The organism is Roseateles sp. GW821-FHT09B06 (genome assembly GCF_059418245.1).
Genome location: NZ_JBWKPM010000001.1, coordinates 1 through 22,168 on the forward strand (window position 1 = coordinate 1; position 22,168 = coordinate 22,168).

The 22,168-nt window shown below is 68.9% G+C and carries 18 protein-coding genes and 1 pseudogene; 12 read left to right on the forward strand and 7 right to left on the reverse strand.

Going from position 1 to position 22,168, the window contains the following annotated elements; all coding sequences use genetic code 11:
* Window positions 1–737, forward strand: a pseudogene (locus AC07OQ_RS00005) (hypothetical protein); the annotation flags it as partial.
* A gap of 5 nt (window positions 738–742) precedes the next feature.
* Here AC07OQ_RS00005 and AC07OQ_RS00010 read toward each other — a convergent pair.
* Entirely contained in the window at window positions 743–1,552 is an 810-nt protein-coding gene (locus AC07OQ_RS00010) for an alpha/beta fold hydrolase (protein WP_495051024.1), read from the reverse strand.
* Window positions 1,549–2,859: an O-acetylhomoserine aminocarboxypropyltransferase gene (locus AC07OQ_RS00015; RefSeq protein ID WP_495051025.1), complete on the reverse strand. Its 1,311-nt coding sequence runs from the start codon at window positions 2,857–2,859 to the stop codon at window positions 1,549–1,551. Before AC07OQ_RS00015 ends, AC07OQ_RS00010 begins: the two co-directional genes overlap by 4 nt.
* A 72-nt stretch (window positions 2,860–2,931) precedes the next feature.
* On the opposite strand from AC07OQ_RS00015, the gene AC07OQ_RS00020 reads away from it, so the two are divergent.
* The 5 genes from AC07OQ_RS00020 (at window position 2,932) to AC07OQ_RS00040 (ending at window position 10,313) form a co-directional block, all read left to right on the forward strand.
* Complete coding sequence (locus AC07OQ_RS00020) at window positions 2,932–3,396, forward strand: CBS domain-containing protein (RefSeq protein ID WP_495051026.1); 465 nt, start codon at window positions 2,932–2,934, stop codon at window positions 3,394–3,396.
* Window positions 3,397–3,543: 147 nt separating this feature from the next.
* A complete protein-coding gene (gene aroC, locus AC07OQ_RS00025; RefSeq protein ID WP_495051027.1) occupies window positions 3,544–4,641 on the forward strand; it encodes a chorismate synthase in 1,098 nt (365 codons plus the stop codon).
* The gene (locus AC07OQ_RS00030) at window positions 4,641–5,843 is read left to right on the forward strand and encodes an MFS transporter (protein WP_495051028.1); all 1,203 of its coding nucleotides are present in this window, start codon (window positions 4,641–4,643) and stop codon (window positions 5,841–5,843) included. Before aroC ends, AC07OQ_RS00030 begins: the two co-directional genes overlap by 1 nt.
* Window positions 5,844–5,933: 90 nt before the next feature.
* Window positions 5,934–7,097 carry an efflux RND transporter periplasmic adaptor subunit gene (locus AC07OQ_RS00035; RefSeq protein ID WP_495051029.1) on the forward strand — a complete coding sequence of 388 codons (1,164 nt, stop codon included), beginning with the start codon at window positions 5,934–5,936 and terminating at the stop codon, window positions 7,095–7,097.
* A 12-nt stretch (window positions 7,098–7,109) separates the two neighbouring features.
* Window positions 7,110–10,313 carry an efflux RND transporter permease subunit gene (locus AC07OQ_RS00040; protein WP_495051030.1) on the forward strand — a complete coding sequence of 1,068 codons (3,204 nt, stop codon included), beginning with the start codon at window positions 7,110–7,112 and terminating at the stop codon, window positions 10,311–10,313.
* Window positions 10,314–10,320: 7 nt separating this feature from the next.
* Here the strand turns inward: AC07OQ_RS00040 and gntR are convergent, their stop codons facing one another.
* The gene (gntR, locus tag AC07OQ_RS00045) at window positions 10,321–11,367 is read right to left on the reverse strand and encodes an HTH-type transcriptional regulator GntR (RefSeq protein WP_495051031.1); all 1,047 of its coding nucleotides are present in this window, start codon (window positions 11,365–11,367) and stop codon (window positions 10,321–10,323) included.
* A 168-nt stretch (window positions 11,368–11,535) separates the two neighbouring features.
* Between gntR and AC07OQ_RS00050 the strand changes: the two genes are divergently transcribed.
* The 6 genes from AC07OQ_RS00050 (at window position 11,536) to AC07OQ_RS00075 (ending at window position 16,199) form a co-directional block, all read left to right on the forward strand.
* On the forward strand, window positions 11,536–12,036 hold the full coding sequence (locus AC07OQ_RS00050) for a gluconokinase (RefSeq protein ID WP_495051032.1): 501 nt from the start codon (window positions 11,536–11,538) through the stop codon (window positions 12,034–12,036).
* Window positions 12,033–12,542: a TRAP transporter small permease gene (locus AC07OQ_RS00055; protein WP_495051033.1), complete on the forward strand. Its 510-nt coding sequence runs from the start codon at window positions 12,033–12,035 to the stop codon at window positions 12,540–12,542. The genes AC07OQ_RS00050 and AC07OQ_RS00055 overlap by 4 nt, the downstream gene beginning before the upstream one ends.
* 8 nt (window positions 12,543–12,550) lie before the next feature.
* A complete protein-coding gene (locus AC07OQ_RS00060) occupies window positions 12,551–13,843 on the forward strand; it encodes a TRAP transporter large permease (protein ID WP_495051034.1) in 1,293 nt (430 codons plus the stop codon).
* 31 nt (window positions 13,844–13,874) lie between these two features.
* The gene (locus tag AC07OQ_RS00065) at window positions 13,875–14,897 is read left to right on the forward strand and encodes a TRAP transporter substrate-binding protein (protein ID WP_495051035.1); all 1,023 of its coding nucleotides are present in this window, start codon (window positions 13,875–13,877) and stop codon (window positions 14,895–14,897) included.
* A gap of 193 nt (window positions 14,898–15,090) precedes the next feature.
* Window positions 15,091–15,519, forward strand: a complete 429-nt coding sequence (locus tag AC07OQ_RS00070) for an MbcA/ParS/Xre antitoxin family protein (protein WP_495051036.1) — start codon at window positions 15,091–15,093, stop codon at window positions 15,517–15,519.
* The gene (locus AC07OQ_RS00075; RefSeq protein WP_495051368.1) at window positions 15,510–16,199 is read left to right on the forward strand and encodes an RES family NAD+ phosphorylase; all 690 of its coding nucleotides are present in this window, start codon (window positions 15,510–15,512) and stop codon (window positions 16,197–16,199) included. Before AC07OQ_RS00070 ends, AC07OQ_RS00075 begins: the two co-directional genes overlap by 10 nt.
* Here the strand turns inward: AC07OQ_RS00075 and AC07OQ_RS00080 are convergent, their stop codons facing one another.
* The 4 genes from AC07OQ_RS00080 to gcvT all read right to left on the reverse strand — a co-directional run bounded on the left by AC07OQ_RS00080 (window position 16,200) and on the right by gcvT (window position 22,164).
* Window positions 16,200–17,588 (reverse strand): L-serine ammonia-lyase, encoded by a 1,389-nt coding sequence (locus AC07OQ_RS00080; protein ID WP_495051037.1) that lies wholly within the window; start codon window positions 17,586–17,588, stop codon window positions 16,200–16,202.
* A 34-nt stretch (window positions 17,589–17,622) separates the two neighbouring features.
* On the reverse strand, window positions 17,623–20,520 hold the full coding sequence (gcvP, locus tag AC07OQ_RS00085) for an aminomethyl-transferring glycine dehydrogenase (RefSeq protein WP_495051038.1): 2,898 nt from the start codon (window positions 20,518–20,520) through the stop codon (window positions 17,623–17,625).
* 82 nt (window positions 20,521–20,602) lie between these two features.
* Window positions 20,603–20,980: a glycine cleavage system protein GcvH gene (gcvH, locus tag AC07OQ_RS00090; protein ID WP_495051039.1), complete on the reverse strand. Its 378-nt coding sequence runs from the start codon at window positions 20,978–20,980 to the stop codon at window positions 20,603–20,605.
* Window positions 20,981–21,021: 41 nt separating this feature from the next.
* Window positions 21,022–22,164 carry a glycine cleavage system aminomethyltransferase GcvT gene (gcvT, locus tag AC07OQ_RS00095; RefSeq protein WP_495051040.1) on the reverse strand — a complete coding sequence of 381 codons (1,143 nt, stop codon included), beginning with the start codon at window positions 22,162–22,164 and terminating at the stop codon, window positions 21,022–21,024.
* Window positions 22,165–22,168: the final 4 nt, after the last annotated feature.

The window sequence follows — 22,168 nt, forward strand, 5'->3', positions numbered from 1 at the left end:
AGGCCCTGCCGGCCGCCCCGCGCGCACCGCGGCTGCGCGAGGTCCCGCCGGCGCCGCTGGAGCGGGCCGCTGCGCTGCCTGTGCCGCCCGTTCTGGCTCCGGCCGAGGACTTGACCCAGGCCCTGCCGGCGCTGCCGCCGCAGGTCAGCGCGACCCTGCCGGCGCCGACCGTCATCGAACGCGGCGCCGCGCCGGCCGCGCCGGAGCTGACGCCGGCGGCACCCGGTGTGGCAACGGTGGAGCCCCTGCCTGAGGCGCCGTCGCTGCCGCAGCCGCGTCCAGCGCAATCGGCACAATTGGCGGCGCCGCAGCGCGCGGTCGAGCGCCTGCCGGCCGCGCAGCAGGAAGCGCTGCGGCCGCTGGCGCCGCGCTTCGAGCCGTCGCCGTCGCTGCTGCCCTCGACGCTGCCGGCTTTACCGGCGCCGCCGGTGAGCGTCGGCGCGCCGGATGCCGGTTCAAGGCTGGGGCACGACGTGGCCACGCCGCCCTCGACGCCCGCCAGCGCCGTGCCGCCCAAGCTGAACCTGAGCCTGCCGCGCGGCGGCGAGATCGCCGGCCGGGAGTCGCGCGGCGTGCTGCAACTGATGCCGCATCCGCCGGAGCGCAAGTCCAAGCTGGGCGAGGGCATCGAGAATGCCGCGCGCAAGGATTGCCGCGATGCCCATAGCGACAAGGGCCTGGTGGCGGCCGCGCCGCTGCTGCTGGGCGCGGCCAGCGGCAAGGGCTGCCGCTGGTAGTCGCGTCAGGCGCCGAGTGCCTGGCGCAGGGCCTTCAGCATCGCATCCGGCAGCTCGGCCATCAGCGAATGGCCGGCCGGCAGGCGATGCACCTGGGGCCGGCTCGCCATGGCCTCGACCAGGGCCGCGGTCTGCTTGGGCGAGGTCATCTGGTCGCGCTCGCCCAGCACCAGGTGCGTGGGGCAGCGCACCCGGGCCGCGGCCTCCAGCCCTTGCTCGTAGCCGTCGCAGAGCTTGAAGTCGTGCTCGAACAGGTTGAGCCCGGTCTGCTGGGCCTGCAGGCGGCGTTTCAGTGCGATCTCGCCGCCCTGCAGCCAGGCGCCGGGGCCGGGGTAGGCGGGCTTGGCGCCCAGGCCGGCGAAGGAGAAGCTGTTGACCATCGCGATCGCGCGCTCGGGCCGCTCGCGGGCGGTGCTCAGCAGGGCCTCGGACACCTTCATCGGGTAGGCCGTGGCCACCATGGCCAGCGCGCGAGCGCGCTCCGGCGCCTGGGCCGCGGCCTCCAGCGCGATCAAGGATCCCATGCTGTGGCCGACCAGCGCGGCCCGGCCTACGCCGGCGGCGTCCAGCAACTGCCAGATCCAGGCGCCAAGCGCCGGGATGCTGGCGAGCGGCGCGCCGGCGCTGCGGCCATGGCCCGGCAGGTCCAGCGCCAGCACGCTGTGGCCGTGATGGGCGAACCAGCGCGCCAGCAGGGTCCAGACGCTGTGGTCGTTGAGCGCACCATGGATGAAGACGACGCAGGGCAGGGTGGGGTCGAAGGTCTTGCCGCCGCTGTAGGCATAGGCTTCGGTGTCGTTGACGAGGATCTTCATGCTGCTTTGGCGGCGGCCTTGAGCGCGCGCTTGAGGTCGTCGATCAGGTCGTCGGCATCTTCCAGGCCGATCGACAGGCGGATGGTGCCCGGCGTGATGCCGGCCTGGGCCAGCGCCGGGTCGTCCATGCGGAAATGGGTGGTCGTGGCCGGGTGGATCACGAGGGAGCGGCAGTCGCCCACATTGGCCAGGTGGGAGAAGATCTGCAGGCTCTCGATGAAGCGCTTGCCCTGCTCGCGCGAGCCCTTCAGATCGAAGCTGAACACCGAACCGCAGCCGCGCGGCAGCAGCTTCCGAGCCAGCGCGTGGTCGGGGTGGCTCTCCAGGCCGGGATAGCCGACCCTGGCCACCAGCTCGTGGCCGGCCAGGAACTCGGCCACCTGCTGCGCATTGCCCACATGGCGCTGCATGCGCAGCGAGAGGGTCTCGATGCCCTGCAGGATCAGCCAGGCGGTGTGCGGGCTCATGCACGCGCCGAAGTCGCGCAGGCCCTCGCGGCGCGCGCGCAAGAGGAAGGCGCCGACCGTGCTTTCTTCGGCGAACACCATGTCGTGGAAACCGGCGTAGGGTTCACACAGCTCGGGGAAGCGGCCGTGCCTGTCGTGCGCGGCCTGCCAGTCGAACATGCCGCCATCGATCAGCACGCCGCCGACCACGGTGCCATGACCCGACAGGAACTTGGTGGCCGAGTGATAGACCAGATCGGCACCTTGGGCGATCGGTCGTTGCAGCCAGGGCGTGGTCAGCGTGGAGTCGACCAGCAGCGGCAGGCCGGCCTCATGGGCGATGGCCGCGACGGTGGGGATGTCCAGCACATCCATGCCAGGGTTGCCCAGGGTCTCGCCGAACAGCAGCTTGGTTTCGGGGCGGATCGCGGCGCGCCAGGCATCGATGTCGCCGGGCTTGACGAAGGTGGTGGCGATACCGAAGCGCGCCAAGGTGTAGTGCAACAGATTGTGCGAGCCGCCGTAGAGCGCGGCGGAGGCCACGATGTGCGAGCCGGCGCCGGCCAGGGTGGCGATCGCCAGATGCAGCGCGGCCTGGCCGCTGGCGGTGGCGATCGCGCCGACCCCGCCCTCCAGCGCGGCCATGCGCTCCTCGAACACCGCGGTGGTCGGGTTGGAGATGCGCGAATAGACATGGCCGGCGCGCTCCATATTGAACAGCGAGGCCGCATGCTCCGAGTTCTCGAACACAAAGGAGGTGCTCAGATGGATGGGCGTCGCGCGCGCGCCTGTCGCCGGGTCGGGCGCGGCGCCGGCATGTAGCGCCAAGGTGTCAAAGCCGGGATCGGCGTAGCCTGACATGGTGTCTCCGAGGTATTTGATGCAGGGATTGTGTGCTATGTTGGCCACAGGTTTTTGCAGGAGGCACCCCACATGAAAGTCGTCGACATTCTTCGCGTCAAAGGCGGCACCTTGTTCACCGTCCAGCCGGACGAGCCGCTGGCCGTGGCCGTGACCACCATGGCCGAGCGCGACATCGGCTCTCTGGTCGTGATGGAGCATGGCGATCTGGTCGGCATGCTGACCTTCCGCGAGGTGATCGCCGCGATCGTGAGGAACGGCGGTACGGTCGGCAGTTCGCTGGTGCGCAGCGTGATGGACGACCATCCGCTGACCTGCACGCCCGAGACCGAGATCGACGAGGTGCGCCGCATGATGCTGGGCCGCCACGCGCGCTACATGCCGGTGCTGAACGGCCGCACGCTGATGGGCGTGATCTCCTTCTACGACGTGGCCAAGGCCGTGGTCGACAGCCAGGACTTCGAGAACCGCATGCTCAAGGCCTATATCCGCGACTGGCCGGTCGAGGAGAACCCCGAGCCCGAGCCCAAGCTCTGAGTCGGGACCGAGGACAGTCCCTGCGGACTGTCCGACGCCCGGCGAAGGGCTGGCCATGTGTCACGGCCAGCCTGATCGGATCGAGGGGCGGCCTGCGGGCCGCCCTGCTGCTTTTAGAATCCCTGGGCACAGCAACCTTGGATCCCCATGTCAGGCAGCACCTTCGGCGACTTGTTCCGCGTCACCAATTTCGGCGAGAGCCACGGACCGGCCATCGGCTGCGTGATCGACGGCTGCCCGCCCGGGATGGAACTGTCCGAGGCCGACATCCAGCCCGAGCTGGACCGCCGCCGCCCCGGCACCAGCCGCCATGTGACCCAGCGCATGGAGCCCGACACGGTGGAGATCCTGTCAGGCGTCTACGAGGGCAAGACGACCGGCACGCCGATCTGTCTGCTGATCAAGAACACCGACCAGCGCAGCAAGGATTACGGCAACATCCTCGACACCTTCCGTCCCGGCCATGCCGACTACACCTACTGGCGCAAGTATGGCCTGCGCGACCCGCGCGGCGGCGGCCGCGCCTCGGCCCGCCTGACCGCGCCGATGGTGGGTGCGGGCGCGGTGGCGCGTAAATGGCTGAAGGCGCAGTACGGCACCGAATTCCGCGGTTGCATGACCCAGCTGGGCGAGATCGAGATCCCGACGGACGACTGGAGCCAGGTCGGCGCCAACCCCTTCTTCGCCGCCAACAGCAGCAAGCTCGCCGAGCTGGAAGCCTATATGGATGAGCTGCGCCGTGCCGGCGATTCGGTCGGCGCGCGCATCCTGGTGGAGGCCCGCGGCGTGCCGGTGGGCCTGGGCGCGCCGCTGTTCGACAAGCTGGACGCCGACATCGCCTTCGCGATGATGGGCATCAATGCGGTCAAGGGCGTCGAGATCGGCGACGGCTTCGGCGTCGTGGCCCAGCGCGGCAGCCACCATGGCGACGAGCTGACCCCCGCTGGCTTTGTCAGCAACCACAGCGGCGGCGTGCTGGGCGGCATCTCGACCGGCCAGGACCTGCGCGTCTCGATCGCGATCAAACCCACCAGCTCGATCCGCACGGCCAAGGCCTCGATCGACCGGGCCGGCAGCCCGACCCAGGTCGAGACCTTCGGCCGCCACGACCCCTGCGTCGGCATCCGCGCCACGCCGATTGCCGAGGCCATGCTGGCCCTGGTGCTGATCGACCATGCACTGCGCCACCGTGCGCAATGCGGCGACGTGAACCTGGGCGTGCCAGCGATCCCGGCCCAGGCCTGATGCCGGACAAGCCGGCCGAGAGCGGGCGCGTCCTAAGCGCCAGTGCGCTGCTGTCCTGCGCCTACTTTGCCGCGATCGGCGGCTTCAATCCCTACGCGCCGCTCTGGTACAAGGAGTTGGGCCTGCCGGTGTTCACGATCGCGCTGCTGGTGTCGCTGCAGAGCTGGACCCGGCTGTTCGCCCCCTATGCCTGGGGCGCGCTGGCCGACCGCACGGGGCGGCGCGTCGCCATCCTGCGCTGGACCTCGCTGGCCAGCTGCGTCGCCGCGATCGGCTTCCTGCTGCCGCCGCACCCGCTGCTGCTCGGGGCGGCGGTGTTCCTGATGTTCAGCTTCAATTCGGCCATCGTGCCGATGACCGAGACCGTGGTGGCGAGCCAGCTGAGCACGGCCGGAGGCGCGATGGACACGCGCCGCTACGGCCGGGTGCGCGTCTGGGGCTCGGTGGGCTTTCTGGCCAGCGTGGTGCTGGCCGGCTGGTGGTATCAATGGCTGGGCCTGCGCGCCTTTGCCGCCACCACCCTGGTGCTGCTGGGCCTGGTGGTGCTGGCCGCCTGGCGCATGCCGGCGCAGCGCCTGGCGGCGCATGCGCACGAGGCCGCGCCGCCGATCGGGGCCGTGCTGCGCCGGCCCGAGGTGCGCTGGTTCTTCGCCGGCGTGTTCCTGACCGTGCTGGCGCATGCGGCGCTCTATGCCTTCTTCAGCCTCTATCTGGACTCGCTGGGCTATGGCAAGCAGGTGGTGGGCCTGTTGTGGGCCGTGTCGGTGGTGATGGAGATCCTGTGGTTCGCCTTCCAGGGCCGGCTGCTGGAGGCGGGCACCCTGCATCGCTGGCTGCTGGCGGCGGCGCTGCTGACCGCGCTGCGCTTCGCGCTGACGGCCGGCTTCGGTGCCAGCCTGCTGCTGCTGCTGCTGGCGCAATGCCTGCACGCGGTGACCTTCGCGGTCCAGCACCAGGCCTGCATCGCCCTGGTCTCGCGCTACTTCCCGGGGGCCCTGCGCGGCCGCGGGCAGGCGCTCTATTCGGTGCTGGGCTATGGCCTGTCCGGCGTGCTGGGCGGTCTGGGCGGCGGCTGGCTGGCGCAGCGCTTCGGCTATGCCAGCGTGTTCTGGGCCGCCAGCGCGGTGGCGCTGGGCGGAGCCTGGTGCTGCTGGCGCAGCCACCGGCTGGATCTGTCCGGACCCGATGCAGGTCGTGCCTAGCAATCTGCATTTCGTCGCAGCATCACTATTCGTAAAGTATTGTCTCCCTACACTTCGGCCACTTTCTGAATGAGTCGAATGGGGGAGACCATGCGCAAGCAATGGCTTTATGGCGGCATGGCCGCCGCGGTGCTGGCCGGCGGCGCCGGCGTGGCGGTGTGGGCCTCGAAGGGCGAGGGCCCGAAGAAGCCCGCCGACAAGGCGCAGCAGGCCGCGCTGGAGTTCGTGCCCAGCGAGGTGGTCAAGCCTGCGCTGAGCCGCATGCCCGGCGTGATCGAGTTCTCCGGCCCGCTGATCGCGCCCGACACGGTGATCGTGCGCTGCAAGGCGGGCGGCACCCTGCTGAGCCTGGCGGTGGGCGAGGGCAGCCGGGTGCGCGCCGGCCAGATCCTGGGGCAGGCGGATCTGGAAGAGCTGCGCTACCGGGTCGCCGAGCGTGGTGCCAGCGTGGAATCGGCGCGCGCCCAGCTGGTCCAGGCCGAGCGCCAGCACCAGGCCAATGAGGGCCTGGCGGCGCAGAATTTCATCGCACCGACGGCGCTGGAAACCTCGCGTGCCAGCCTGGAGGCCGCGCGCGCCCAGCTGCGGGCGGCCCAGGCCCAGCTCGACACCAGCCAGGTGAGCCTGCGTCAGGCCGCGCTGATCTCGCCGATCAGCGGCGTGGTCGCCAAGCGCCACACCCTGCCGGGCGAGAAGCTGGCGCCGGAGCAGCAGATCCTGACCATCGTCGGCCTGGCCCGGCTGGAACTGGCCGGCCTGGTCGGCACGCACGAGGTCAGCCGGCTCAAGCCCGGCATGCCGGTGCAGGTGCGCATCGAGGGCGTGGACGAGCCGGTCGAGGCCCATATCGCGCGCATCGCGCCGGCCGCCGAGCCGGGCACGCGCTCGATCGGCGTGACCTTGGAGCTGAGCAACCCGAAGGAGCTCTACCGCGCCGGCCAGTACGCGGTGGCCAAGGTCGAACTGCCCGACGAGACCCAGCGCCTGACCGTGCCGCAGACGGCGGTCAGCAGCAACGCCGGGCAGGACCAGGTGTGGGTCATCGACCAGGGCGCGCTGGTGCGCCGCATCGTCACCACCGGCCGGCGCGATGCGCGCGAGGGCCGGATCGAGGTGCTGCAGGGCCTGGCGCCCGAGAGCCAGGTGCTGGCCGCGCGCTTCGACAATCTGCGCGAGGGCAGCAAGGCGGCGGTCGTCGCCAGCCGCGCGCCCAAGGTGGCCAGCGCCGCCAGCGGCCCGTCCCGCCAGCAATAAGGAGGCGCCATCATGTGGATGACCCGCGTCTCGATCCAGCACCCGGTGTTCGCCACCATGGTGATGGTGGCCCTGTGCGTGCTGGGCCTGTTCTCCTATGCCAAGCTGGGCGTCGAGCAGATGCCCGACATCTCGATGCCGGGCGCCTGGATCGATGTGCGCTACCCCGGCGCCAGCCCCGAGGCGGTGGAGCGCGAGGTGGCCAAGCCGCTGGAGGAAACGCTCAACTCGATCGCCGGCGTCAAGCGCATCCAGTCGCGCAGCTTCGAGGGGCGCGCCCAGACCAGCGTCGAGTTCAGCCTCGATACCGACATGGGCCGCGCGATGCAGGACCTGCGCGACCGCCTCTCGCTGGCCCAGTCCCGCTTCCCGAAGGACGTGAAGCCGGCCAATGTCTCGCGCTTCCAGGAGAACAACCAGCCGGTCGTCGTGCTGGCGCTGATGAGCAAGAACCGGCCGGCGCGCGAGCTGTCGATGCTGGGCGAGCTGACGGTGGCCAAGCGCCTGCAGCGCGTCGAGGGCGTCGCGACGGTGGACATCGGCGGCCTGACGGTGCGCGAGGTGCGCATCGACCTGGATCCGCTGCGCCTGCGCGCCTACGGCATTACCACGGCCGAGATCGCCACGGCGCTGAACGCGGCCAATGCCGACCAGCCGGTGGGCCTCTTGTCCGACCGCTACCAGGACGCGACCCTGCGCGTCGAGGGCCGGGTCAAGGACCCGAAGCAGTTCGCCGGCGTGGTGGTGGCCAAGCGCGGCAATCTGTCGCTGACCCTGGGCGATCTGGGCACGCTGGTCGAGCGCGAGCGCGAGCCGGACAGCCTGGCCCGCATCAACGGCCAGCCGGCGGTCAGCTTCAACATCTTCAAGCAGCAGGACGCCAATATCGTCAAGACCGGCGATGCGGTGAAGGAGGCGGCCGAGGAGTTGCGCAAGAGCCTGCCCAAGGACGTGGAGCTGACCCTGATCTTCGCCAGCAGCGACTTCGTCAAGGGCTCGCTGAAGGGTCTGCAGCACACGCTGATCGAGGGCGCGCTCTTGACCGTGGCGATCGTGTTCCTGTTCCTGCACAGCTGGCGCTCGACCATCATCACCGGCCTCACGCTGCCGATCGCGGTGATCTCCAGCTTCATCGCGGTGCATGCCTTCGGCTTCACCCTGAACTTCATGACGATGATGGCGCTGAGCCTGTGCATCGGCCTGCTGATCGACGACGCGATCGTGGTGCGCGAGAACATCGTGCGCCATCTCGGCATGGGCAAGGACCACCATACCGCGGCGGCCGACGGCACCAACGAGATCGGCCTGGCGGTGATGGCCACCACCTTCGCAATCTGCGCGGTGTTCGTGCCGGTGGCCTTCATGGGCGGCATCATCGGCAAGTTCTTCTACCCCTTCGGCATCACGGTCGCCGTCGCGGTGCTGGTGTCGCTGTTCGTCAGTTTCACCTTGGATCCGATGCTGTCCTCGATCTGGAAGGACCCGCCCAGCACGCGCATCAAGACGCTGCCGGTGATCGGCCACCTGATCCGCGCGACCGACCGGGTGATGGACCTGCTGCATGCCGTCTACGAGAAGACCTTGCGCTGGGCCTTCTCGGGCCGCCGCTACCGGCTGTGGGTGCTGCCGTCCTGGGGGCGGCCCTTCGATGCCGCGGGCCGGCGCGACAAGACCCAGAAACGCCGCCTGCGCTCGGCCACCATCACGCCGCGCGGCATCGTGATGGCCGGTGGCGTCGCGAGCTTCGTGGTCGCGATCCTGCTGGCGCCGCTGGTGGGCAGCGAGTTCGTGCCGGAGACCGACCAGGGCTTCACCCAGATCAATCTGCGCATGCCGGTGGGCTCGAGCCTGGAGCGCAGCCACGCCAAGGTGGCCCAGGTCGAGGAGATCCTGCTGGCCTTCCCCGAGGTCAAGACCATCTCCACCGTGGTGGGCAGCAGCGGCGAGGGCCTGTCGACCGGCCGCAACCAGGCGGCGCTGAACATCGCGCTGAGTGATCGCAAGGAACGCAAGCGCAGCCAGAAGCAGATCGAGGACGCGGCCCGCGCGGCCATCGCCAAGATCCCGGGCATCGACGTGTCGGTGGGCTTCAACCGGCCGATCTATGTGGCCATCCTGGGCTCGGACGCCGAGGTGCTGACCCGCACCGCGCAGGAGTTCGCCGACAAGGTGCGGAAGATCCCCGGCGCGGTGGACGTCGAGATCTCGGCCAAGCCCGGGCTGCCGGCCTACGCGGTGCGGCTGAAGGATTCGGCGATCCGCGAACTGGGCTTGAACCCGCCCCAGGTGGCCGCCTCGCTGCGCGCCTATGTCAACGGCGAGACCGCGACCTACTGGACCACGCCGGACGGCACCCAGGTGGAGGTGAACCTGCGCCTGCCGGGCACGATGCGCGAGCGCATCGAGCAGATGAGCAAGCTGCCGGTTGTCTATGCCGCCAATGGTTCGCCGATCGCGCTGGACCAGGTGGCCACGATCGAGCCGGTGTTCAACCCCGAGGTGATACGGCGCCAGAACCTGCAGCGCCGCGAGGCCATCTTCGCCGGCGTGCAGGGACGCTCGTCCGGCGACGTCGGTGCCGACGTGCAGAAGCTGGTCAAGGAAACCCAGCTGCCGCCGGGCATGAGCTTCGACGTCGGCGGCCAGACCAAGGACCAGGAGGACGCCTTCAAGGGCATGCTGGGCGCGATGGGCCTGGCGGTGATCTTCATCTACATCGTGCTGGCCAGCCAGTTCGGCAGCTTCCTGCAGCCGATTGCGATCATGGCCTCGCTGCCGCTCTCGCTGATCGGCGTGATGCTGGCGCTGCTGCTGTGGAACACCACCTTGAACGTGTTCTCGATGATCGGCCTGGTGATGCTGATGGGCCTGGTGACCAAGAACGCGATCCTGCTGGTGGACTTCGCCAACCATGCCCGCAAGGCCGGTGCCACGGTGGCCGAGGCCCTGCTGCAGGCCGGCCTGATCCGCATGCGGCCGATCATGATGACCACCGCGGCGATGGTGTTCGGCATGCTGCCGATGGCGATCGCGCTGAACGACGGCGGCGAGGTGCAGGCGCCGATGGGCCGGGCCATCATCGGCGGCGTGATCACCTCGACCATCCTGACCCTGGTGGTCGTGCCGGTGCTGTATTCCTATCTGGTGCGGGAGCGCAAGCCGAAGGCGGAGGCCGCCTCGCAGGGGCTGGCCGTGGCGCCCGCGGGCGACGATTGAATGCGCTTCAGGTGCTGCCGCGCAGCAGCACCTGATAGCCGAGATCGCGCTGCGGCTGGGCAACCGCCTCGCCGCGCATCAGCTTCAGCAGCATCGCGGCCGCCTCGCGGCCGATCTCGCTGCGCGGCGTGCGCACGGTCGAGAGCGGCGGCAGCATCTGGTCGCTGCCGGTCAGGTCGTTGAAGCCGGCCACGGCCAGACGTTCGGGCACCTTGACCCCCAGGCGCAATGCGGCCAGCAGCGCGCCCTGGGCCAGGTCGTCGTTGTTGAAGAAGATGGCGTCGACATCCGGCCGGGCGGCCAGCACGCGCTCCAGCAGTGCACCGCCCAGCGCCAGCGAGGAGGGCGCCGGGTCGAGGAACTCCAAGGTCGGGTCGTAGCAGCCGGCCGCGCTCAGCGCGCGGCGATAGCCCTCGGCGCGCTGCAAGGTGCGCGGATCCAGCTGGGCCGCGGCAAAGGCGATGCGGCGCCGGCCGCGCTGCAGCAGGGTCTCGGTCATGGCCTGGCCGGCCGCGGCCTGCGAGAAGCCGACGCTATAGACCCCCTCGCCGCCCTGGGTCTCCATCACATGCACGCAGGGCGCGCCGCTGGCCTGGATCAGCGCCGCGGAGGCAGCGCTGCGGTCGAAGCCGGTGACGATCAGACCGGCCGGGCGGTGCAGCAGATAGCTGCGCAGCAGCGCTTCCTCTTCGGCGGGATCGTAGTGGGTGACGCCGATCAGGGTCTGGTAGCCGGCCGCCAGCAGACTGCGCTGCACGGCGTCCAGCAGATCGACGAACAGGGCGTTGGACAGCAGCGGGATCAGCACCGCCACCTGCGAGCTGCGGCTGGAGGCCAGCGCGCGCGCGGCCGGGTCGGGCACATAGCCCAGGCTCTGCACCGCGGCCTGCACCCGTTCCACCAGGTCCGCCGCCACCGAGCGCTCGCCGCGCAGGGCGCGCGAGGCGGTGATCGGGCTCACGCCGGCCTCGCGCGCCACATCGTGCAGGGTGACGCGGCCGCTGGAGCGGCGGCGCTTGGGTCGCGCCGGGTCTTGGGGCGTGCTGCTGGGCATGGGTGCGTGTTTTCCCTGATATGGTGCGTGGTTCGAGACGCCTAGGATAGCGCTATCCAAGCTTTTGGCACAATGCGGGACCTCCCTCTGAGTGCCTGAAGGCTCAGTCGGTGGTGCCGGCAAGCGCCGCACCGCCTTTTGTTTGATGAATCAAGATAGCGCTATCCAATGACCGCAGTGCTTGTCATGGGCGTCGCCGGTTGCGGCAAATCCAGTCTGGGTCAGGCCTTGGCCCAGGCCCGGGGCTGGGCCTATATCGAGGGCGATGCCTTTCACGCGCCCGCCTCGATCGAAAAGATGCGCGCGGGCATTGCGCTGACCGACGAGGATCGGGCCGGCTGGCTCGACACGCTGGCCGGGGAGCTGCAGAAGCACCCGCAGGGCGTCGTGCTGGCCTGCTCGGCGCTCAAGCGCGCCTACCGCGAGCGCCTGCGTGCCGCGCGGCCGGGCCTGCGCTTCGTCTTCCTGGAGATCAGCCGCGAACTGGCGCTGCAGCGCGTGACGGCACGCGCGGCGGAACATCTGTTCCCGGCCAGCCTGGTGGACAGCCAGTTTGCCGCGCTGGAGTCGCCGATCGGCGAGGATCGAGTGCTGGGTGTCGCGGCCGCGCTGCCGCCGCAGGAACAATTGCGCCAGGCCCAGGCCTGGCTGGAAGGAGAGGGCGCATGAGCCATGATGTCGAGACGCGGGACCGGCCCTGGTGGGCCCGGCTCAGCGACAACCTGATGGCCGCCTGTCTGGCCGTGATGGCCGTGGCCGTCTTCGTCAACGTGGTGCTGCGCTACGGCTTCGGCAGCGGTATCAACGCTAGCGAGGAACTGTCGCGCCTGCTGTTCGTCTGGATGGTCTTCATCGGCGCCACCGCCGCCTATCCGCGCGGCGAGCACATGGCCTTCACCAGCCTGCTGCTGCCGCTGCGCAAGCGGCCGGCGCTGCTGAGGGGCATGACGGTGCTGATCCGCTTGGCCGTGGTGCTGGCCTGCGCGCTGCTGGCCTGGGGCGCCTGGCAGCAGGTGGTGGTGGGCATGGGCAGCCAGTCCGTGGTGCTGGGCTATTCGTCCGCGCTGCTGCCGCTGCCCGCCTTTCTGAGTGCGACGGCCATCGGGGCGATGGCCCTGTGGCAGTTGCTGCGCGGCCAGGCGCTGGATCTGGGCCACGAAACCGAAGTGGAGTGAGTGTCATCATGAGCAACGAGGCACTCGCCTTCATCGTCTTCTCGCTGGGCATGCTGGTGCTGATGGGCATCGGCATGCCGATGGCCTTCGCCCTGGTGCTGACCGGCGCCGGCATGGCCTGGACCCTGGACTTTTGGGACACCCAGCTGCTAGCGCAGAACCTGGTGGCCGGCGTCGACAGCTTCCCGCTGCTGGCCGTGCCCTTCTTCATCCTGGCCGGCGAGCTGATGAACGCCGGCGGCATCAGCCGGCGCATCATCACGATGTCCCAGGCCTGGGTGGGCCATATCCGCGGCGGCCTGGGTTTTGTCGCGATCGGCGCGGCGGTGCTGATGGCCAGCATGAGCGGCTCGGCCCTGGCCGACACCGCGGCGCTGGCCACCATCCTGCTGCCGATGATGCAGCGCCACGGCTATCCGATGGCCACCTCGGCCGGCCTGATCGCCTCCGGCGGCATCATCGCGCCGATCATCCCGCCCTCGATGCCCTTCGTGATCTATGGCGTGACCACCAACACCTCGATCTCGGCGCTGTTCCTGTCGGGCATCGTGCCGGGCCTGATCATGGGTGCGGGCCTGATCGTGGCCTGGAAGCTGCAGCTGCGCAAGATCGAACTGCCTGCGGGCGAACCGCTGCCCATGAAGGAGCGGCTGCGCGCCACGGCCAAGGCCTTCTGGGCCATCCTGATGCCGGTGATCATCATCGGCGGCATGAAGAGCGGCGTGTTCACGCCCACCGAGGCGGCGGTCGTGGCGGCTTTCTATGCGCTGGTGATCGCGCTGTTCGTGCACCGCGAGTTGACGATGGGCGAGTTGCAGCAGGTGCTGATCCGCGCCGCCAAGACCACCGCCATCGTGATGTTTTTGTGTGCCGGCGCCCAGGTGGCCAGCTACATGATCACGCTGGCCGACCTGCCGGGCACCTTGACCGGCTGGCTGGGCGGATTGGTGGAGTCGCCGCGCCTGCTGATGGCGGTGATGATGATCGTGCTGGTCGTCATCGGCACCGCGCTGGACCTGACGCCGACCATCCTGATCTTCGCGCCGGTGATGCTGCCGATCGCGGTCAAGGCCGGCATCGACCCGGTCTATTTCGGCCTGATGTTCGTGCTGAACGGCGCGATCGGCCTGATCACGCCGCCGGTGGGCACGGTGCTCAACGTCGTGGCCGGCGTGGGCCGCCTGTCGATGCACCAGGTGATCAAGGGCGTGAACCCCTTCCTGATCACCTACACCCTGATCCTGATCCTGTTCACCGTGTTCCCGCAGCTCGTGACCGCGCCGGTGGCGTGGATGCGCTGATCGATTTCCCATACCCCATAAGGAGACTGTCATGAAAGCAATGCGTCGCACCCTGCTGGCCGCCGCCCTCGGCCTGGCCACGATGGGTCTTGCCCCGCTGGCCCAGGCCCAGGACATCAAGCCGCGCCTGATCCGTTTCGGCTACGGTCTGGCCGAGGCCAGCAACCAGGGGCGTGCGGCCAAGGTGCTGGCCGAGAACGTCGAGAAACTCTCCGGCGGCAAGATGAAGCTGCGCGCGATCGGCGGCGCCGCGCTGGGGTCGGACAACCAGATGCAGCAGGCCCTGATCGGCGGTGCCCAGGAAATGATGGTGGGTTCGACCGCCACCCTGGTGGGTATCAGCAAGGAGATGGCCCTGTGGGACACGCCCTTCCTGATCAACAGCACCAAGGAGGCCGACGCGCTGCTGGACGGTCCGGTGGGCGAAAAGGTCAAGGCCAAGCTGGAAGAGAAGGGCCTGGTCGGTCTGGTCTACTGGGAGAACGGCTTCCGCAACCTGACCAACAACAAGAAGCCGGTGGCCAAGCTGGAAGACCTGGACGGCATCAAGCTGCGCGTGATGCAGAACAACGTCTATCTGGACAGCTTCAAGACCCTGGGCGCCAATGCCGTGCCGCTGCCGTACTCGGAGCTGTTCACCGCGCTGGAGACCAAGGCGGTGGACGGTCAGGAGAATCCGTACAACACCATCCTGTCGGCCAAGTTCTACGAGGTGCAGAAGTACCTGACCGTGACCAACCATGTCTACGCGCCGTGGATCGTCACCGTCAGCAAGAAGTTCTGGGACGGTCTGTCCAAGGACGAGCGCGCCGTGCTGCAGAAGGCCGCCGTGATCAGCCGCGACTTTGAACGCAAGGACACCCGCGAGGAAGCCACCAAGGCCCTGGCCGAGCTGAAGGCCAAGGGCATGCAGGTCAGCGAGCTGAGTCCGGCCGAGATCGGCCGCATGCGCGACAAGCTGACCAAGATCAATGCCGGCATCGCCACCAATGTGGGCATGGAGTTGTGGAACGAGACGCAGGCGGAGCTCGCCAAGATCCGCGCGAAGAAGTAAGACCACCCCCTACGGCCTTCGGCCGCCCCCTCAAGGGGGCACACCCGCAGGACCGGCAAAGCCGGATCCTCGGGTGTCGCTGGGTTGAGCCGTTGACTGCGATCGAAGTTCTTAAATGTACTGAGATTTGCATATAGTACGAAATTGAACTTATACTGAGAACCATCAGGGACGTCCAGAAAGGAAGGACCCGATGGCTCTCGTCTTTCATGCCCGCGAGGCGGCGCCGGCTGGCGTGGCGACCGATCTCGAGTCGCCGGCGGCCGCCGCCGCTGCGCTGCGCACCTTCTTCAATATTGCCAAGGCCTGGGAACTCTCCAACGAGGAGCAGCAGCGCCTGCTGGGCTGCGGCCGCACGACCTTCTTCGACTGGAAGGCCGGGCGCGTGAAGCGCGGACTGGACGCTGCGACCTTGGAGCGGCTGTCGCACCTGTTCGGCATCTATGCCGCGCTGCAGATCCTGCTGCCGATTCCCGAACGCGCCAATGCCTGGATCAGGAAGCCCAATAGTGCGCCGCTGTTCGGCGGCGGCTCGGCCCTGCAGCGCCTGCTGGGCGGCCAGGTGGCCGACCTCTATGTTGTGCGCCAGTACCTGGACGCGCAGCGCGGCGGCTGGGCCTGATGGCGGAGCGACAGACCGAGCTGGCCTGGCCCGACAGCTGCCGCCTGATACCGAGCCGTTTCCCGCCGGTCTCGCTGTTCGATGCGGTGGCCGACCCGGCCGATCTGGACGTGGTGTTCGCGATCGAGTCGCTGGGCAACCCGCGCCTGCGCGACGAGGTCGGCCAGCTGCGCCTGGTGCCGCCCGAGCAGCGCATCAGCGGCCCGGGCAGCAGCCCCATCATGGCCGCCTTCACCCACCTGAACCCCGAGGGCTCGCGCTTCAGCGACGGCAGCTATGGCGTCTACTACGCCGCCGCCAGGCTGGAGACGGCGGTGGCCGAGGTCGGCCATCACCGTGCCCGCTTCCTGGCTCGGACGGCCGAGCCGGCCCTCGATATCGATCTGCGCTGCTATCGCGTGAAGGTGCAGGCCCGGCTCAGTGATCTGCGCGGCCTGGGCGGGGCGCTGCACGATCCGGACAGCTATGCTGCGTCCCAGGCCTATGGCCTGAGGCTGCGCGAGGCGGGCGAGGCGGGCATCGCCTATGACAGCGTGCGCCATCCGGGCGGGCAATGCGTGGCGCTGTTCACACCGCGCGCCACCGTGCCCCCGGCCCGCCAGGCCGAGCATGTGAGCCTGCGCTGGAACGGCGAGCGCATCGATGCCTGGTACCTGAAGTCCGAGCACCATCCGCTCTAGCTAGCATTCGACGATATTCACGGCCAGACCGCCGCGTGCCGTTTCCTTGTACTTGGTCATCATGTCCGCGCCGGTGTCGCGCATGGTCTTGATGACCTTATCCAGGCTGACGAAATGCGTGCCGTCGCCGCGCAGCGCCATGCGCGCGGCATTGATCGCCTTGACCGAGGCGATCGCGTTGCGCTCGATGCAGGGGATCTGCACCAGGCCGCCGACCGGGTCACAGGTCAGGCCCAGGTGGTGCTCCATGCCGATCTCGGCGGCGTTCTCCACCTGCTCGGGCGTGCCGCCCATCACCTGGCACAGCGCGGCGGCCGCCATCGAGCAGGCCACGCCCACCTCGCCCTGGCAGCCGACCTCGGCGCCGGAAATCGAGGCGTTTTCCTTGTAGAGGATGCCGATCGCGGCGGCCGTCAGCAGGAAGTCGACGACGCCCTCGTCGTTGGCATGGTGCACGAAGCGCGAGTAGTAGTGCAGCACCGCGGGCACGATGCCGGCCGCGCCGTTGGTCGGCGCGGTGACGACGCGGCCGCCGGCGGCGTTTTCCTCGTTGACGGCCAGCGCATAGAGGTTGACCCAGTCCATCACCTGCAGCGGGTCGCGCAGCGCGGCCTCCGGGTTGGCGGTCAGGTCGCGGTGCAGCTGGGCGGCGCGGCGCTTGACCTTGAAGCCGCCGGGCAGGATGCCCTCGGTGCGGCAGCCGCGCGTCACGCAGTCCTGCATCACCTGCCAGATCTTCAGCAGGCCGGCGCGGGTGTCCTCGTCCGAGCGCCAATGGCGCTCGTTGCGGCGCATGACTTCCGCGATCGAGATGCCATGCTGCTGCGTCAGCGCCAGCAACTCGTCGCCGGTCTTGAAGGGATAGGGCAGGACCGTGGCGTCGGGCGCGATCACCTTCTGCTTCGAGCCGTCGGCTGCCACCTCGTCGCTGACGACGAAGCCGCCGCCCACCGAGTAGTAGATCCGGTTGGCGATTTCTGCGCCTTCGGCATCGAAGGCCAGGCAGCGCATGCCGTTGGCATGGAAGGGCAGGGACTCGCGCCGCTTGAAGACCAGGTCCTTGGCCTCGTCGAAGCCGATCCGATGCTCGCCGATCAGCCGCAGCTCGCCACCGCGGATGGCGGCCAGCAGCTCGGGAATCGCTTCCACGTCCACCGTGTCGGGCTCGTGGCCGGCCAGGCCCAGCAGCACGGCCTTGTCGCTGCCATGGCCCTTGCCGGTGGCGCCCAGGCTGCCGTAGAGCACGATCTGCACGCGTGCCGTGCGTTCGAGCAGCTGCTCATGCTTGAGCCGCAGGCCGAACAGCCGTGCCGCGCGCATCGGCCCCACGGTGTGGGAGCTCGATGGGCCGATGCCGATCTTGAAGAGGTCGAAAACGGAAACGGCCATCGTGGCTCCCTGGGTTCAGCCCTGATTCGAGGTCTTAGGCTTCGTACGCGGACAGTGGCAGGCAGGAGCAGAACAGGTTGCGGTCGCCGTAGACGTTGTCGACGCGGCCCACCGGCACCCAGTACTTCTGCTTGCGCAAGGTGGCCACCGGGTAGGCGGCGTCCTCGCGGCTGTAGCCGTGAGGCCATTCCGCCTTCAGCAGGCTCTCGGCCGTGTGCGGCGCATTCACCAGCGGATTGTCCTCCCGGGTCCAAGTCCCTGCCTCGATCTTGGCGATCTCGGCGCGGATGGCCAGCATCGCGTCGCAGAAGCGGTCCAGCTCGAACTTCGACTCCGATTCGGTGGGCTCCACCATCAGGGTGCCCGCGACCGGGAAGCTCAGCGTGGGCGCATGGAAGCCGTAGTCGATCAGGCGCTTGGCCACGTCCTCGGCGGACACGCCCGAGGTCTCCTTCAGCGGACGCAGGTCCAGGATGCACTCGTGGGCCACGCCGCCGCCCTTGACGCCGTCGATATTGCCGCTGAAGTGGATGTCGTAGTGATCGACCAAGCGGGCGGCCACGTAATTGGCCGACAGGATGGCGGTCTCGGTGGCCGCGGTCAGGCCGTCCGCGCCCATCATGCGCACATACATCCAGGAAATCGGCAGCACGGCCGCGTTGCCCAGCGGAGCCGCCGAGACGGCGCCGATGGCCGTTTCGGACCGATAGCCGGCCGCACGGTGCGTCGGTAGGAAGGGCACCAGATCGGCCACCACGCAGACCGGGCCGACGCCCGGGCCGCCGCCGCCGTGCGGGATGCAGAAGGTCTTGTGCAGGTTCAGGTGGCTGACGTCGCCGCCGAACTCGCCCGGCGCGGCCACGCCGACCAGCGCGTTCATGTTCGCGCCGTCCACATAGACGCGGCCGCCATGCGAGCGCACCAGTTGGCAGATCTCCTTCACATGGGTGTCGAACACGCCATAGGTGGAGGGGTAGGTGATCATGATGGCGGCCAGATTGGCACTGTGCTGCTCGCACTTGGCCTTCAGGTCGACCAGGTCGATATTGCCTTCCTTGTCGCACTTGGTCACGACCACCTGCATGCCCACCATCTGGGCCGAGGCCGGGTTGGTGCCATGGGCCGACTCTGGGATCAGGCAGATCTTGCGATGGCCTTCGCCGCGCGACTCGTGCCAGGCCTTGATGGCCAGCAGGCCGGCGTACTCGCCCTGCGAGCCGGCATTGGGCTGCAGGCTGATGCCGGCATAGCCGGTGGCCTGGCACAGCCAGTTGGTCAGTTGCTGATCCAGCAGCTCGTAGCCCTTGAGCTGGTCGCGCGGTGCGAAGGGGTGCACGGCGGCGAACTCGGGCCAGGTGATGGGGATCATCTCGCTGGTCGCGTTGAGCTTCATCGTGCAGGAGCCCAGCGGGATCATCGTGCGGTCCAGCGCCAGATCCTTGTCGGCCAGGGCGCGCAGATAGCGCAGCATCTCGGTTTCCGAGTGGTGCGTGTTGAAGACCGGATGGCTCAGGTAGGCGCTGGTGCGGGCCAGTTCGGCCGGAATCAGCGAGGCGATGCCCTTCTCGAAGGCGTCGAAACCGGCCACCGGGCGACCTTCGGCGAACACGCCCAGGATGGCGCGCAGCGCCTCGCGCGTCGTGGTCTCGTCCAGCGAGATGCCGACGCTGCCGGTGTCGGCACGGCGGAAGTTCATGCCGGCGGCTACGGCCGCGGCCAGCAGCACATCGGTCTTGGCGCCGGTCGTCACCTGCAGGGTGTCGAAGGCCGAGCCGTTGGCGACGGCGAAGCCCAGGGTCTTCAGGCCTTCGGCCAGCAGGGCCGTGTAGCTGGCCACGCGCTGAGCGATGCGCTTCAGGCCCTGCGGGCCGTGATAGACGGCGTACATGCTGGCCACCACCGCCGGCAGCACCTGGGCCGTGCAGATGTTCGAGGTGGCCTTCTCGCGGCGGATATGCTGCTCGCGGGTCTGCAGGGCCAGGCGGTAGGCGGGGTTGCCATGCGAGTCGACGCTGACGCCGACCAGACGGCCGGGCAGGTTGCGCTTGAATTCGTCCTTGCAGGCCATGTAGGCGGCATGCGGGCCGCCGTTGCACATGGGCATGCCGAAGCGCTGGGTCGTGCCCACCGCGATGTCGGCGCCTTGCTCGCCGGGCGCCTTCAGCAGGGTCAGCGCCAGCAGGTCGGCGGCGGCGATCAGCAGCGCGCCCTGGGCGTGCAGGGCATCGGCGATGGGCTGCAGCGGCCGGATCTCGCCGTTGACGCCGGGGTACTGCAGCAGCGCCGCGAAGCACTCGCTCTTGCCCGCGTCCTCGGCCTTGCCGACCTGCACCGTGAAGCCCAGCGGTTCGGCGCGGGTGCGCACCACTTCCAGGGTCTGCGGCAGCACGTCGTCGGCGACGAAGAAGATCTGGCTCTTGCTCTTGCCCACGCGGGCGGCCAGGGTCATGGCCTCGGCGGCCGAGGTGGCCTCGTCCAGCATCGAGCTGTTGGCGATCGCCATGCCGGTCAGGTCGGTCACCATGGTCTGGAAGTTGACCAGGGCCTCCATGCGGCCTTGCGAGATCTCGGCCTGGTAGGGCGTGTAGGCCGTGTACCAGGCGGGGTTCTCGAGGATGTTGCGCAGGATTACGCCCGGGGTCAGGGTGTCGTAGTAGCCCTGGCCGATATGACTGCTCAGCACCTTGTTCTGCCGGGCCAGCGCCTTCAGCTCGGCCAGGGCCTGGGCTTCGGTGGCGGCGGCGGGCAGGGCCATGCCTTGCGAGCGCTTGATGCTGGCGGGCACGATGGCCTCGATCAGCGCGCGGCGCGAGGCCTGGCCGATCACCGACAGCATGCCGGCCTCGTCGGCGGCATCGGGGCCGATGTGGCGGGCTTGGAATTCGGCGGCGTTCTCGAGCTCGCCCAGGGGCTTCAGCGCAGACATCAACATGGCAAACAATCCTTGCGATACAACAGCGGGCACCGGAGTGCCCGCCTTTCTTCTTTCTCTTACGACGATGGCTTCCGGACGATCAGCTGTTCTTGACCAGCTCGTCGTAGGCCGTGCCGTCCATCAGGCCGTCCAGTTCCGCGCCGTTGGCCAGCTTGACCTTGAAGAACCAGCCGCTCTTCAGCGGATCGCTGTTGGCCAGCGAGGGGTCGTTGCGCAACTCCTCGTTGACCTCGGTGATCTCGCCCGACACGGGCATGTAGACGTCGGCGGCGGCCTTGACCGACTCCACCACGCCGGCCACTTCCTTGGCGGCATAGCTCTTGCCGATCTCGGGCAGGTCGACAAAGACCACGTCGCCCAGCGCGTCCTGGGCGTGGACCGTGATGCCCACGGTGACGGTGCCGTCGCCTTCGATCTGGATCCACTCGTGGTCGGCGGTGTACTTGATGGTGCTCATGGGCTGCTCCGTGATGTTTTGAGGGTTGCGGGAGGGGTGAATCAACCGCGGAAGTATCCGTTGGGCGTGAAGGGCGTGGAAGACACCGTCATCGGCGTGCGCTTGTCGCGCACCAGCGCGAACAGCTCGGTGCCCAGCGTGGCGTGGCTGGTCTTCACATAGGCCAGGGCCACCGGCTTGCCGACCGTGGGGCCCAGGGTGCCGCTGGTGACGGTGCCGACCTCGGCACCGCTGGCGTCCACCAGCTTGGCGCCCTCGCGCACCGGCATGCGCTCGCTGCTGACCAGGCCGACGCGCTTCTTCGCGGCACCTTCGGCGAACTGACGGTCGATCACGGCCGCACCGGGATAGCCGCCGGCGCGGGCGCCGCCGGCGCGGCGCACCTTCTGGATTGCCCAGGTGAGAGACGCTTCCACCGGCGTGGTCGCGGTGTCGATGTCATGGCCGTAGAGGCACAGGCCGGCTTCCAGGCGCAGCGAGTCGCGGGCGCCCAGGCCGATCGGCTTGACCTCGGGTTGGGCCAGCAGCTTGCGCGCCAGCGCCACGGCCTGGTCCTGGTGCACCGAGATCTCGAAGCCGTCCTCGCCGGTGTAGCCGGAACGGGTGATGAAGCTCGGGATGCCGTCCAGCTCGAAGAAGCCGCCGGTCATGAAGACCAGTTGCTTGACGTCGGCATTCAGCCTTGCCAGCGCGTCCACGGCCTGCGGCCCCTGCAGCGCCAGCAGCGCCTGCTCGGGGCTGGGGATCACCCGGCAGTCATCACCAAACCTGCTGCCGATCTTGGCCTGCAAATGGGCGATGTCCTGTTCCTTGCAGCCGGCGTTCACCACGACGAACAGGTCGTCCGGGCGGCGGCAGATCATCAGGTCGTCCAGGATGCCGCCCTTGTCGTCGGTGAACAGGGCATAGCGCTGCTTGAACAGGCCCAGGTCGATCACGTCGACCGGCACCAGGGTTTCCAGGGCCGCCGCGGCCTGCGCGCCGACCAGGCGCAGCTGGCCCATGTGGGAGACGTCGAACAGGCCGGCCGCGGCGCGCGTGTGCTTGTGCTCGGCCATCACGCCGGCGGGGTATTGCACCGGCATGTCGTAGCCGCCGAAAGGCACCATCTTGGCGCCGAGTTCGATGTGCAGCGCGTGCAGGGGGGTGGTCTTGAGCGGGGCGGCGGAATCGGCAGCGGACATGAGG